We start from the raw sequence: 12733 nt of genomic DNA, 5'->3' as shown, positions 1-12733 counted from the left end.
GTGTCACCAACATCCCCCCGCCAGCCGGGTACCCCGCTGCCCGCAAACGGAACCGCTGCCTCCGCAGTGGCTGCAGACACCAAACCTGCAGTTCCCAAGACGGTGCGCGGCTTTGCCGTAGCTTCGCTCGTGGCCAATATCGCCATTGTCGTCACCGGCGGTGCCGTGCGGCTGACCGCCTCCGGGCTTGGCTGCCCGGAGTGGCCGCTGTGCACCCCCGATTCGCTGACCACCACCCCGGAAATGGGCGTCCACGGGATCATCGAGTTCGGCAACCGGCTGCTGACCTTTGTCCTGGCCGCCGTCGCCTTTGCCATGGTGTTCAGCGTCTGGAAGATCCGGGCGCAGCGCCGGGACCTGTTCAGGCTGTCCATTGCCCTGCTGGCCGGAATTCCCGCGCAGGCACTGCTGGGCGGCATCACCGTCTGGACCGGGCTGAATCCGTGGATTGTGGGTGGACACTTCATCCTGTCGATGGTCCTCATTGTGCTGGCCACGGTGCTGGTCAACCGCGCCTGGCTCTCCCCGCAGCAGCTCACCACTGCCAACGGCCCCCTGGCTACGCGCACGCTGCGTCCCCTGCTGGGGGCGCTGGGCGTGCTGTCGGCACTGTCCGTGCTGCTCGGCGTCGTTGTTACCGGTTCCGGCCCCCACGCCGGAGACCACGGAGCAGCGCGCAACGGGCTGGATCCTGATTTGATCACCCGCCTGCACGTGGTTCCCGTCTACCTGCTGGTCTTCACTCTGATCGTCACCCTCTATCTGGTGTACCGGCATGCAACGGACGGCCGCCTGCGTTCCTCGCTGCTCCTGCTGACCGCCGTTGTACTGCTCCAGGCCGTGATTGGCTACACACAGCACTTCATGCACCTGCCGATCGTTCTGGTGGGGCTTCACATGCTGGGAGCGTCGCTGCTCACGGGCGCCGCTGCCCACGTGGTGTTCACCGGTTTTGCCCGGCGGGTTCCCGGCACGGACCCCGCTCCAGCGCAGACGGGCACCCCCGTTTCCCGGATGCCCTGACCAACCGTAGACAGGGGCCGGGTTCCAGCTGGAGCCCGGCCCTTTCGTATCCCACAAGCGTTTCGCAGAGCAGGCTCCCCGTGGCGGATGTCACTCCTACGGACGGCCTGAGGTAGGATCACGCAGGCGTGGGAGGACTCTCCCGCCCATTCCCCGGAAACGAACGGTCTCACAATGCTGAAAATCCCTGCCTCCTCCCGCCCCTCACCCGCCCGGCGGGCAGGCGCGGGGCTCATTATCGCCGTCGCTTCCGTCCTGGCCCTGGGCGCCGGTCCGGCAACAGCAGCTTCCCCAGCCGCAGTTGGCAACGCTGCTTCGATGTCAATCACCGCACCCGCCGCTGTTGACGCCGCTTCGAGCCTCAGCAGCAACAATTCCATCTTTGCGGCAGCAGCCAAGCCAGCGGCGGCCAAGAAGTTCGCCAACTGCACCGCCCTCAACCGGGTGTACCCCCACGGGGTCGGCAAAGTCGGAGCGAAGGACAAAGTGCAGGGCAAAACCAAGCCCGTCACCAACTTCACCAAGAACAATGCCCTCTATGCAGCCAACACTAAGAGTGACCGGGACAAGGACGGCATTGCCTGCGAGAAGCGCTAGGTGAGCTGAGCCGGGCAGGGGCGGCACCCGCACCGGCTGATACACAGAAAGGGCCGGAGGTAATCCTCCGGCCCTTTACTTGGGAAATGGAACCTACCCGCCCCGTATGCGGTCTACAGGAGCGCGGAACCCACAAACGGGTCCACGGCCAGGGCCAGGAACAGGATCGTCAGGTAACTGATCGACCCGTGGAAGACCTTCATGGCGGTCTTGTCGGTCAGGTTTTCGCGCTGTGCCCGAGTGTGCAGGCGGTGCGTCTCAGCCAGGAACCAGACCCCGGACAGCACGGCGGCCAGCGTATAGACCCACCCGGCGCCTCCCACCGGAATCAGCAGCAGCGAGCAGGCTACGGTCGCGTAGGCATAAAGGACAACCTGGACCGAAACGGTCTTGGCTCCGGCCACCGCACCCAGCATCGGCACTGACGCGTTGCGGTAGTCCTCGCCGTATTTCATGGACAGCGGCCAGTAGTGCGGCGGAGTCCACAGGAAGATGATCATAAAGAGGATGATCGCCGGCCACTGCACACTGTTGGTGACGGCCGCCCAGGCGATCAGCACCGGCATGCAGCCGGCGGCACCGCCCCAGACAATGTTCTGGGTGGTGCGGCGCTTGAGGATCAGGGTGTAGAAGACCACATACAGCAGGATCGCGCCGACACCCAGGAGGCCGGTCAGCGGATTGGCGCCGAACCAGAGCAGGCCAATGGAAATGAAGCCCAGCACCCAAGCGAACACCAAGGCCTCACGCGGAGATACCTCGCCGGTGACAAGCGGACGGTTCTTGGTCCGCTGCATCAGCTTGTCCATGTCGCGGTCAATGTAGCAGTTGAATGCGCCGGCACTGCCTGCCGCCAGGGCGCCGCCAATCATGGTGAAGACAACGAGCCACAGGTCCGGAAGTCCGCGCTCGGCGAAAATCATGGTTGGCAGCGTCGTCACCAGCAGCAGTTCAATGACCCTGGGCTTGGTGAGTGCTACGTAGGCCCGGAGCTTACGGCCTGCCGTCATCCTGCCGGTATACACCGGAAGTTCGGCGGGGGCTTGCTGCGTTGTCACGGGGCGATCACATCATCCAATCTGGGCCGGAAAAGTCCACCATCATCATAGCCTCTATCGGCTGTAGAAAACGAAGCCCCGAGCTGACGCACCCCCGGCGGTTCGGCACGGCGCGGCCAGTCGCACTTCCGTAAACGATACGCCCATTGGCACTTCCCAAGGGATAAGGTTGGAGCGGACCTTTCCCGCGGCTGGTAAATTGCCGCCGGACAGCACCGTGCGGGACCGTTCAGGAGAAAGAATTTGCCGCATCCCGGTAACGATTTTCCTGATCAGCCTGTTGTTGTGGTTAAGGAACCGGGTGCGCTGGAGAACCAGCGCACCCAGGAGTCTCCGGCGTCGTGGGCGCCGGTCATCTGTAGTAGAGAGGGGCCCGGTAAACGTGCCACATATGGAAGAGCAAGAACTGAGCTGGACAGACCTGGACCGCAAGGCCGTGGACACGGTCCGTGTTTTGGCCGCCGACGCCGTTGAGAAGGTGGGCAACGGACACCCGGGCACAGCTATGAGCCTGGCACCGGCAGCGTACCTGCTGTTCCAGAAGATGATGCGCCACGATCCCTCGGATCCGAAGTGGACCGGCCGGGACCGCTTCGTCCTCTCCCCCGGGCACACCTCCCTGACGCTCTACATCCAGCTCTTCCTCTCCGGCTACGGACTGGAGCTCGAAGACCTCGAGTCGCTGCGCACCTGGGGCTCCAAGACCCCGGGCCATCCCGAGTACCGCCACACCGACGGCGTGGAAATCACTACAGGCCCGCTCGGCCAGGGCCTGGCCTCCTCCGTGGGCTTCGCGTTCGCCCAGCGCCGCCTGCGCGGCCTGCTCGACGCCGACGCGCCGCAGGGGCAGAGCCCGTTTGACCACACCATCTGGGTGATCGCGTCCGACGGCGACCTCCAGGAAGGCGTGACCAGCGAGGCATCCTCGCTGGCCGGCCACCAGGAACTGGGCAACCTTGTAGTCATCTATGACGAGAACCACATCTCCATCGAAGACGACACTGACATTGCCTTCACCGAAGACGTGCTCAAGCGCTATGAAGCCTACGGCTGGCACACCCAGCGCGTGGACTGGACTAAGACCGGCGAGTACGTCGAGGACGTCAATGAGCTGTACAACGCGCTGCTCGCCGCCAAGGCCGAGACCAACAAGCCCTCCATCATTTCGCTGCGCACCATCATCGGCTGGCCGGCACCGAACAAGCAGAACACCGGCAAGATCCACGGCTCCGCCCTCGGCAAGGACGAGGTGGCCGCGCTGAAGGAAATCATGGGCTTCGACCCGCAGAAGTCCTTCGAGGTGGATCCTGAGGTCCTGGCGCATGCCCGCCAGGTGGTGGCCCGCGGCGCTGCGGCGCACTGCGATTGGAACAAGGGCTTCGACGCTTGGAAGACCGCCAACCCCGAAGGCGCCGACCTCCTGGAGCGCATCAGCAACGGCACGCTTCCCGAGGGCTGGGAAAAGGCCCTTCCGGAGTTCGAAGCGGGCAAGGAAATGTCCACCCGCGCTGCCTCCGGCAAGGTGCTCTCCGCCATCGGCCCGGTTCTGCCTGAACTCTGGGGCGGCTCCGCGGACCTCGCAGAGTCCAACAACACCACGATTGAGGGCTCACCCTCCTTCATCCCGGCCGGCAAGCAGACCAACGCCTGGTCCGGCAACCCGTACGGCCGGGTGCTGCACTTCGGCATCCGCGAGCATGCTGCGGCGTCGATCGTCAACGGCATCACCATGCACAGCGGCACCCGCGCGTTCTCCGGCACGTTCCTGATCTTCAGCGACTACCAGCGTCCAGCGATCCGCCTTGGCGCCCTCATGGGTGTGCCCTCCATCTACGTGTGGACGCACGACTCCATTGGTCTGGGCGAAGACGGCCCCACCCACCAGCCGGTGGAACAGCTGGCCTCACTGCGCGCGATTCCGGGACTGGATGTGGTCCGTCCCGGTGATGCCAACGAGGTTGCCGTGGCCTGGAAGACGATCCTGGAAAACACGGAAAACCCGGCCGGCATTGTGCTGACCCGCCAGAATATTCCCACGTACGTCCGCGGCGACGGCGCAGCCACCGCCGATTCCTTTGCCTCCGCAGAGGGAGTGTCCCGCGGCGGCTATATCCTGGCCGAAGCAGTCCGTGACGGCGCAGTTGTTACCCCGGACGTCATCCTCATTGGCACAGGTTCCGAGGTCCAGCTGGCCGTGCAGGCCCGCGAAGCCCTGGCGGCAGAGGGAATCGCCGCCCGTGTGATCTCGATGCCCAGCGTCGAGTGGTTCAACAAGCAGGATGCGCAGTACCGCGAAACTGTCCTTCCCAAGGGCATCAAGGCCCGCGTCTCGGTTGAGGCCGGAATTGCCCAGGGCTGGCGCGAACTCGTGGGCGACGCCGGCCGCAGCGTCTCTCTGGAGCACTTCGGTGCCTCCGCCGACTATAAGACCCTTTACCGCGAGTTCGGCATCACCGCCGAGGCGGTCGCCGAGGCAGCACGCAATTCGCTGGCGGCAGCTCGCGGCTCGGACACCCCGCCGTCGGGCACCACCGCCGCGCCGTCAGGCGAGACGTCCACCGAAACCGGCGACCAGAAGTAATTCCAGCTACTTAGGAGCTAATTCATGACTTCCACACCCACCGCACAGCTCTCCGAAGCCGGCGTCTCCATCTGGCTGGACGATCTGTCCCGCGAACGCATTGTCTCGGGATCCCTCAAGGACCTCATCGAGCACAAGAACGTAGTTGGCGTCACCACTAACCCGAGCATCTTCGCTGCAGCCCTGGCCAACGGCGAGTCCTACGCCGCCCAGGTACAGCAGCTCTCACGCTCCGGCGCCGACGTGGACAAGGCCGTTTTCGAAATCACCACCGACGACGTCCTGCAGGCCTGCGACGTCTTCGCCCCCGTGGCCGAGGCCACCTCAGGCGTGGACGGCCGCGTTTCCATCGAGGTTGATCCCCGCCTCTCCCGCGACACCGAGGGCACCGTCAAGGAAGCCCGCGAGCTGTTTGACAAGGTTGGCCGCTCCAACGTGCTCATCAAGATTCCGGCCACCGAGGAAGGCCTGCCGGCCATTTCCGCCACATTGGCCGCCGGCATCAGCGTCAACGTCACGCTGATCTTCTCGCTGGAGCGCTACCGCGAGGTCATCAACGCCTACATGGTGGGCATTGAGCAGGCTCGGGAAAATGGGCACGACCTGTCCAAGATCCACTCCGTGGCCTCCTTCTTTGTCTCCCGCGTCGATGCGGAAATCGACAAGCGCCTGGATGGCATCGGCACGGACGAGGCCAAGGCACTCAAGGGCAAGGCCGGCCTGGCCAACGCCCGCCTGGCATACCAGGTCTTCGAGGAGCAGTTCGCCACCGAGCGCTGGTCCGTGCTGGCCGCAGCGGGCGCCAACGCCCAGCGTCCGCTCTGGGCCTCCACCGGCGTCAAGGACCCGGCACTGCCGGACACCCTGTACGTCACCGGGCTGGTTGCACCGCACACGGTGAACACCATGCCGGAAAAGACCCTGGACGCCACTGCGGACCACGGCGTCGTCACCGGTGACACCATCACCGGCACCTACGCGGAGTCCAGCGCCGTCCTGGATCAGCTGGACGGGCTCGGCATCTCCTACACTGACGTCGTGGAGCAGCTGGAAACCGAAGGCCTGGACAAGTTCGTGGTCAGCTGGGGAGAACTCCTGAAGACCGTTCAGACCGCCCTGGATACCGCGAAAGAGGCATAGAAAAATGACCACACTGTCCTTCGAAGCAGCCGGAGCAGCGCTTGCCGCCGTCGAAAAGAACGTACCTGCCCTGGTCCGTGACGACGTCGCAGCCCGCCTCCTGGCCCAGGACCCCACCCTGTGGGGTCCCGACGCCGAAGCGGAGGCTTCCATCCGGCTCGGATGGCTGAATCCAACAGAAGCCTCCCGGCCGCTCGTTGGACAGATCCTGCGCCTTCGGGAAGAACTGGCCGCCGAGGGAGTGACCCGTGTGGTCCTCGCCGGCATGGGCGGTTCTTCCCTGGCGCCGGAGGTTATTACCCGCACCGCCGGGGTGGACCTGACCGTCCTGGATTCCACGGATCCGGACGCAGTGGGCACCGCCCTGGCAACCGGCTTGGCCGAGACCGTCATTGTGGTCTCGTCAAAGTCCGGCTCCACAGTGGAAACCGACTCCCAGCGGCGCACCTTTGAACAGGCCTTCACCGACGCCGGGATTGACGCCAAGTCCCGGATCGTCATTGTCACCGACCCCGGCTCCCCCTTGGACGGTGCAGCCCGGGAGACCGGCTACCGTGCCGTCTTCAACGCGGATCCGAACGTCGGCGGCCGCTATTCGGCCCTCACCGCCTTTGGCCTGGTCCCCTCCGGACTGGCGGGCGCGGACATCGGGGCACTGCTGGACGACGCCGAGGATGCACTGGAAATCCTCAGCGACAACGACGGCGCCAACATCGGCCTGCAGCTCGGCGCCGCCCTGGGCGGAACCGACCCGCTTCGCAACAAGATTGTCCTCGTGGACGAGGGTTCCGGACTGGTCGGTTTCCCCGACTGGGCCGAGCAGCTCATTGCCGAATCCACCGGCAAGCTCGGCACCGGACTGCTGCCCGTCGTCGTCGAACCCGGTGCACCGGAGATCTCCTCCGGCGCCGCCGACGTACTGACCGCACGTCTGGTGGCCGTCGATTCAGACGCCGCTCCGGAGGGCGATCAGGTGGTGGTGGCAGGCTCTCTGGGCGGCTCCATGATGCTCTGGGAATTTGCGACCGCCGTAGCGGGCCGCCTTCTGGCCATCAATCCCTTTGACCAGCCGGATGTGGAGGCGGCCAAAATAGCCGCCCGCGGCATGCTGGATGCCCGTCCGGAACCCACCGAGCCGACTTTCGTCGACGGATCGGTGGAGGTCCGCGGGCCGGCAGAGATGCTCGGTGATACCCATACGCTGCGCGGAGCCCTGGCGGCTCTGCTGGAGCAGCTCGGATCTGACGGCTACCTCAGCATCCAGGCGTATCTGGACCGGAACCGCCAGGCGGAGCTGGCCGACCTTCGGCCGGAGCTCGCCGCAGCCACCGGACGTCCGGTGACCTTCGGCTGGGGACCGCGCTTCCTGCACTCCACCGGACAGTTCCACAAGGGCGGACCCGCACAGGGTGTCTACCTGCAGATCACCGGGGCCCCGCAGGCCGACCTGGACATTCCCGGCCGACCCTTCTCCTTCGGTCAGCTGATTACCGCACAGGCGGCCGGTGATGCCTCCGTCCTTGCCGACCAGGGCCGGCCGGTGCTGCGACTGAACCTGCTCAATCGGGAACAGGGCGTCCGGGAACTCGAAGCTGCCGTTCGGGACCTGGCCGCTGAAGGCGGTCGCTCGTAAATGGCGGCTGATGAAAAGAGCACTGCGGCCAATCCGCTCCGGGACCCGCGCGACCGCCGTCTCTCCCGCATCGCGGGCCCCTCTTCCCTGGTGATTTTTGGGGTTACCGGCGACCTGGCCCGGAAGAAGCTCATTCCGGCCGTCTATGACCTCGCCAACCGCGGCCTGCTGCCGCCCAGCTTCTCGCTGGTCGGTTTTGGCCGCCGCTCCTGGAGCGATGAGGACTTTGCCGCCCAGGTGAAGGAATCGGTGCAAAGCCATTCCCGCACCGATTTTGATGAGAACGTCTGGAAGCAGCTCGCTGAAGGCATCCGGTTTGTTGAGGGCGGCTTTGACAGCGACGACGCCTTCGGCAAGCTCAAGAAGACCCTGGAGACCCTGGACGCGGAGCGCGGCACCCGCGGCAACCACGCGTTCTATCTTTCGGTTCCGCCAAAGTCCTTTGAAGAGGTTTGCCAGCAGCTTTCAAAGCATGGTCTTGCCAAGACCTCCGAGGGCAAGTGGCGCCGTGTGGTCATTGAAAAGCCCTTCGGGCATGACCTGCAGTCCGCCCGGGAACTGAACAACGTGGTGGAATCGGTCTTCCCGGCGGATTCCGTGTTCCGGATCGACCACTATCTGGGCAAGGAAACCGTCCAGAACATCCTGGCGCTGCGCTTTGCCAATCAGCTCTTCGAGCCGATCTGGAATGCGAACTTTGTGGACCATGTCCAGATCACCATGGCCGAGGACATTGGCATTGGCGGCCGGGCCGGATATTACGACGGCGTGGGCGCCGCCCGCGACGTCATCCAGAACCACCTTTTGCAGCTGCTGGCGCTGACGGCCATGGAAGAACCGATTTCCTTCGACGCCGACCATCTGCGGGCCGAAAAGGAAAAGGTCCTCGCTGCAGTGCGGCTGCCCGAAGACCTTTCCAAGCACTCCGCCCGCGGGCAGTACACCGGCGGCTGGCAGGGCGGAGAAAAGGTCACCGGCTTCCTGGAGGAAGAGGGTTTCAACCCGGATTCCACCACCGAGACCTTCGCTGCGATCCGGCTGGACATCAATACCCGCCGCTGGGCCGGGGTTCCGTTCTACCTACGGGCCGGGAAACGGCTGGGCCGGCGTGTCACGGAAATTGCGGTGGTCTTCAAGCGGGCTCCGAACCTGCTCTTCCGCGACCACAATGACCATGATTTCGGCCAGAACGCCGTGGTCATCCGCGTACAGCCCGATGAGGGCGCCACCATCCGCTTCGGCTCCAAGGTTCCCGGCACCCAGATGGAAGTCCGGGACGTGTCCATGGACTTCGGCTACGGACACTCCTTCACCGAATCCAGCCCGGAAGCCTACGAACGCCTGATACTGGACGTTCTGCTGGGTGAGCCGCCCCTGTTCCCCCGGCACCAGGAAGTTGAGCTGTCCTGGAAGATCGTGGATCCGTTCGAAGAATATTGGGCGTCCCTGGGTACCCAGCCGGAACCGTATGCACCCGGCAGCTGGGGCCCGGAGTCCGCCGATGAACTGCTTGCCCAAGACGGAAGGACCTGGAGAAGGCCGTGATTGTAGAACTGCCGGACACAACAACGTCCAAGGTATCCAAAGAGATTGTGGCCATGCGCGAAAAGGGCGGGGTGGTGACCCTGGGGCGTGTGCTGACCCTGGTGGTGGACACCCAGCCCGACTTTGTCGAGGAAGCCATCGCCGCAGCCAATGAGGCCAGCAGGGAACATCCCTGCCGGATTATCGTGCTGGCCGACGGCTCCACTGATGATGAGACCCGACTCGACGCAGAGATACGCGTGGGCGGCGACGCGGGCGCCTCCGAGGTCATTGTCCTGTACGGGCACGGCGAGCTGGCCCGCGAAAGCGTGTCGCTGGTCTCTGCGCTGCTCCTGCCGGATGCTCCCATTGTGGTCTGGTGGCCGCACGGCGTTCCGGAGAACCCCGCGCAGACACCTCTGGGCGCCATTGCCCACCGCCGGATCACCGATGCCGCCACCGAGGACGACCCGAAGAAGGCGCTCCTGGCGCTGGGCGAGGATTACGCGGACGGTGACACTGACCTGAGCTGGACCCGCCTGACCAATTGGCGGATCCAGCTGGCAGCTGTGCTGGACGGGGCCGGACCGGACCCGGTCCAGGCCGTCACGGTGGCCGGCGCATCCGACTCGGCCAGCACCTTCCTCCTTGCCGCGTGGCTGAAGCACGCCCTGAAGGTGCCGGTCAAGATCATCGAGGGTGAACGCGGAACCGGCATCCGGCAGGTGGTCTTCGAACGCTCCGGCGGCAATGTGGAGCTCCTCCGACCGGACCAGATCACGGCTCACCTCACCCAGCCCGGACAGCCGGAGCAGCAGATTGCCCTGCCGCGCCGGAACCTGCGCGATTGCCTGGCGGAGGAACTGCGCCGGCTGGATCCTGACGAAGTGTACGGCGAAGTACTGACGCAGGGACTGGCAGCCTGCCTGTCCCAGGAAGGGACCACCGCATGAGGCATTCTCCGAACGGGGTGAGCATCCACCCGGATGTTTCTGCCCTAACCACAGCTACAGCCGCGCGGCTGATCACCAAGCTGGTGGACGTGCAAAGCCGCCGCGGAGTCGCCACTGTGGTGCTCACCGGCGGGACCGTGGGTATTGCCATGCTCGACGCCGTTGCCACCGCTCCTGCTCGTGGTGCCGTGGACTGGAGCCGGGTGAATTTCTGGTGGGGTGATGAACGCTTCCTGCCGGCGGACTCCCCCGACCGCAACGCAGTCCAGGCCGACGCAGCCCTGCTCTCACAGCTGCCCGTTGATCCTGACCGGGTCCATCCGGTGCCGGCAGCCGATGAGGTGGCTTCCGTTGAGGAGGCCGCGGCCGCGTACGCGCTGGCGCTGGCGGATGCCGCTGCTGCAGAAGAGCTGGCCCCCGGCTTTGAGCAGGTTGATCCGCGCCTCCCCCGGTTTGATGTGCTACTGCTGGGTGTGGGCCCTGATGCCCACGTCGCCTCACTGTTTCCCGAAATGGCCGGTGTGCGGACCGTCGGGGAAACAGTGGTTGCCGTACACAATGCGCCCAAGCCGCCGCCGGAACGGGTGTCGCTGACCATGGAAGCCATCAACACCGCTGAGGAAGTATGGCTGACCGTGGCCGGCGAGGACAAGGCCGGGGCCGTGGGCCTGGCCCTGGCCGGCGCCGGACTTGTCCAGGTTCCCGCAGCCGGTCCCCGGGGACGACGAAAGACCCGCTGGCTCATCGACCAGTCTGCAGCGTCCCAGCTGTCCGACCGTCTGCTGGATCCTGAGGGAGACGGCCCTGACACGGAGGACTAGTTAAACAAACAGCCCCGGAGATCCCTGCGGATCTCCGGGGCTGTTGTGGTTTAAGTGTTCAGAATCAGGCTTCGCCGGAGAAGCGCTGGATCAGTCCCAGAGCAACGATCACGACGCCCCAGGAAAGGCCAAGGGCCACGGTGAAGCGATTCAGGTTGCGTTCAGCTACACCTGATGAACCCATGCTGCTGGTCATACCGCCGCCGAACATATCGGACATGCCGCCGCCGCGTCCCTTGTGGAGCAGGATAAGCAGCGTCAGCAGCAGGCTGGTGATCGCGAGAAGAACCAGCAGGATAATCTTCAGAATTTCCACGTAAGGCCTTTCGGGGGTGACTCATGGATCGGAGACTTACGCTGCGGTGCAGGTCAGCTGCAAATCAGTCGGTCACCAGATGATGTTCGAACCTGACAATATTAGCAAATTCGGTGACATCCAAACTGGCGCCGCCAACGAGCACGCCGTCAACGTCCCGTTCCTTCAGAATGCTCGCCGCATTCTGTGCCTTAACAGACCCTCCGTAGAGCAAACGGGTCTTGGCCGCGACGGCATCGTCGTACAGGTCCGCGATCTCGCTGCGGATGGCAGAGCACATTTCCTGCGCGTCCTCGGGTCCGGCCACCTCTCCGGTACCAATGGCCCAGATCGGCTCGTAGGCAATGACCAGGGCGGAAACGGCGTCTGCGTCCAGGCCCGCGAGGTCACTCCGGACCTGTTCCAGGGTATGCGCCACATGCGTACCGGACTTGCGGATTTCCAGCCCCTCGCCCACGCAGAGCACGGGTACCAGATCGTTGCGGTACGCCGCCTTGAGCTTTTCGTTCAGCAGTTCGTCGCTTTCCCCGTGCACGGTCCGGCGTTCGCTGTGGCCCACCAGGACGTACTTGCAGCCCAACTTTGAGAGGAACTGGCCTGACACATCCCCGGTGTAGGCGCCGGAGTCCTTCGGAGAGAGGTCCTGCGCACCGTATTCCAGATCAAGCTTGTCGCCCCGGATCAGGGTCTGCACGCTGCGCAGGTCAGTGAACGGCGGGAAAATCGCCACCTCCACACGGTTGTAGTCGTGCTGTGCATCCTTCAGCGTCCAGGCAAGCTTCTGCAGCAGGGTGATGCCCTGGACATGGTCCATGTTCATCTTCCAGTTGCCCGCTATAAGCGGTGTCCGATCAAACTTGCCGTTGGTCGAGGTGGTCATCTTCTTCGCTCCGGTTTCATATATCTTCATCAAATGGGATGTGGATCCGCCATGTTGTGTCCGGGCAGAAAGAGCGGACATGGAAGTGGGGGGGGCCCCCCCCCCCCCCCCCCCCCCCCCCGCGGGGGGGGGGGTGGGCGGGCGGGCGGCCGCCGGGCGGGGGGGCGGGGGAGGGGGGACAGGGGGGCCCCCCCCCCCCGGGGCCGA

At 64.9% G+C, this 12733-nt stretch carries 11 protein-coding genes; 8 read left to right on the top strand and 3 right to left on the bottom strand.

The genetic code is table 11. From position 1 onward, the window contains the following. Both ABIB35_RS14655 and ABIB35_RS14650 read left to right on the top strand, forming a co-directional pair. Positions 1 to 1023, top strand: a complete 1023-nt coding sequence (locus ABIB35_RS14655) for a COX15/CtaA family protein (RefSeq protein WP_354182463.1) — start codon at positions 1 to 3, stop codon at positions 1021 to 1023. 174 nt (positions 1024 to 1197) lie between these two features. After that, entirely contained in the window at positions 1198 to 1620 is a 423-nt protein-coding gene (locus ABIB35_RS14650) for an excalibur calcium-binding domain-containing protein (protein WP_354182462.1), read from the top strand. A 113-nt stretch (positions 1621 to 1733) separates the two neighbouring features. On the opposite strand, the gene ABIB35_RS14645 is transcribed toward ABIB35_RS14650, so the two are convergent. Continuing rightward, positions 1734 to 2630 carry a heme o synthase gene (locus ABIB35_RS14645; protein WP_354182535.1) on the bottom strand — a complete coding sequence of 299 codons (897 nt, stop codon included), beginning with the start codon at positions 2628 to 2630 and terminating at the stop codon, positions 1734 to 1736. A gap of 439 nt (positions 2631 to 3069) precedes the next feature. Here ABIB35_RS14645 and tkt point away from each other — a divergent pair, with 439 nt between their 5' ends. Genes tkt through pgl form a run of 6 tightly spaced genes read left to right on the top strand, consistent with a single transcriptional unit; the run spans position 3070 to position 11330 of the window. Beyond that, positions 3070 to 5259, top strand: a complete 2190-nt coding sequence (tkt, locus tag ABIB35_RS14640) for a transketolase (protein WP_354182461.1) — start codon at positions 3070 to 3072, stop codon at positions 5257 to 5259. 24 nt (positions 5260 to 5283) lie between these two features. Next, entirely contained in the window at positions 5284 to 6399 is a 1116-nt protein-coding gene (tal, locus tag ABIB35_RS14635) for a transaldolase (RefSeq protein WP_354182460.1), read from the top strand. A 4-nt stretch (positions 6400 to 6403) separates the two neighbouring features. Beyond that, a complete protein-coding gene (locus ABIB35_RS14630; RefSeq protein WP_354182459.1) occupies positions 6404 to 8032 on the top strand; it encodes a phosphoglucose isomerase-related protein in 1629 nt (542 codons plus the stop codon). Further along, positions 8033 to 9577 carry a glucose-6-phosphate dehydrogenase gene (gene zwf / locus ABIB35_RS14625; RefSeq protein WP_354182458.1) on the top strand — a complete coding sequence of 515 codons (1545 nt, stop codon included), beginning with the start codon at positions 8033 to 8035 and terminating at the stop codon, positions 9575 to 9577. It abuts the gene before it with no gap. Further along, entirely contained in the window at positions 9574 to 10509 is a 936-nt protein-coding gene (locus tag ABIB35_RS14620) for a glucose-6-phosphate dehydrogenase assembly protein OpcA (RefSeq protein WP_354182457.1), read from the top strand. The genes zwf and ABIB35_RS14620 overlap by 4 nt, the downstream gene beginning before the upstream one ends. Continuing rightward, positions 10506 to 11330, top strand: a complete 825-nt coding sequence (gene pgl, locus ABIB35_RS14615; protein ID WP_354182456.1) for a 6-phosphogluconolactonase — start codon at positions 10506 to 10508, stop codon at positions 11328 to 11330. The genes ABIB35_RS14620 and pgl overlap by 4 nt, the downstream gene beginning before the upstream one ends. Before the next feature lie 64 nt (positions 11331 to 11394). Here pgl and secG read toward each other — a convergent pair whose 3' ends face one another. Beyond that, on the bottom strand, positions 11395 to 11646 hold the full coding sequence (secG, locus tag ABIB35_RS14610; RefSeq protein WP_354182455.1) for a preprotein translocase subunit SecG: 252 nt from the start codon (positions 11644 to 11646) through the stop codon (positions 11395 to 11397). A 64-nt stretch (positions 11647 to 11710) separates the two neighbouring features. After that, positions 11711 to 12526: a triose-phosphate isomerase gene (tpiA, locus tag ABIB35_RS14605; protein WP_354182534.1), complete on the bottom strand. Its 816-nt coding sequence runs from the start codon at positions 12524 to 12526 to the stop codon at positions 11711 to 11713. Positions 12527 to 12733: the final 207 nt, after the last annotated feature.

It is taken from the genome of Arthrobacter sp. UYP6, from assembly GCF_040547315.1.
GTDB lineage: Bacteria > Actinomycetota > Actinomycetes > Actinomycetales > Micrococcaceae > Arthrobacter_B.
Note: the sequence above shows the minus strand (reverse complement) of the source record. Positions and strands in the feature narration are given on the sequence as shown.

What these genes read in the sequence shown, in the direction of transcription:
- pgl (WP_354182456.1), top strand. Translation starts at nt 10,506, where the DNA reads ATGAGGCATTCTCCGAACGGGGTGAGCATCCACCCGGATGTTTCTGCC.
- tkt (WP_354182461.1), top strand. Translation starts at nt 3,070, where the DNA reads ATGGAAGAGCAAGAACTGAGCTGGACAGACCTGGACCGCAAGGCCGTG.
- ABIB35_RS14645 (WP_354182535.1), bottom strand. Translation starts at nt 2,630, where the DNA reads ATGACGGCAGGCCGTAAGCTCCGGGCCTACGTAGCACTCACCAAGCCC.
- ABIB35_RS14650 (WP_354182462.1), top strand. Translation starts at nt 1,198, where the DNA reads ATGCTGAAAATCCCTGCCTCCTCCCGCCCCTCACCCGCCCGGCGGGCA.
- ABIB35_RS14630 (WP_354182459.1), top strand. Translation starts at nt 6,404, where the DNA reads ATGACCACACTGTCCTTCGAAGCAGCCGGAGCAGCGCTTGCCGCCGTC.
- tal (WP_354182460.1), top strand. Translation starts at nt 5,284, where the DNA reads ATGACTTCCACACCCACCGCACAGCTCTCCGAAGCCGGCGTCTCCATC.
- tpiA (WP_354182534.1), bottom strand. Translation starts at nt 12,526, where the DNA reads ATGACCACCTCGACCAACGGCAAGTTTGATCGGACACCGCTTATAGCG.
- zwf (WP_354182458.1), top strand. Translation starts at nt 8,033, where the DNA reads ATGGCGGCTGATGAAAAGAGCACTGCGGCCAATCCGCTCCGGGACCCG.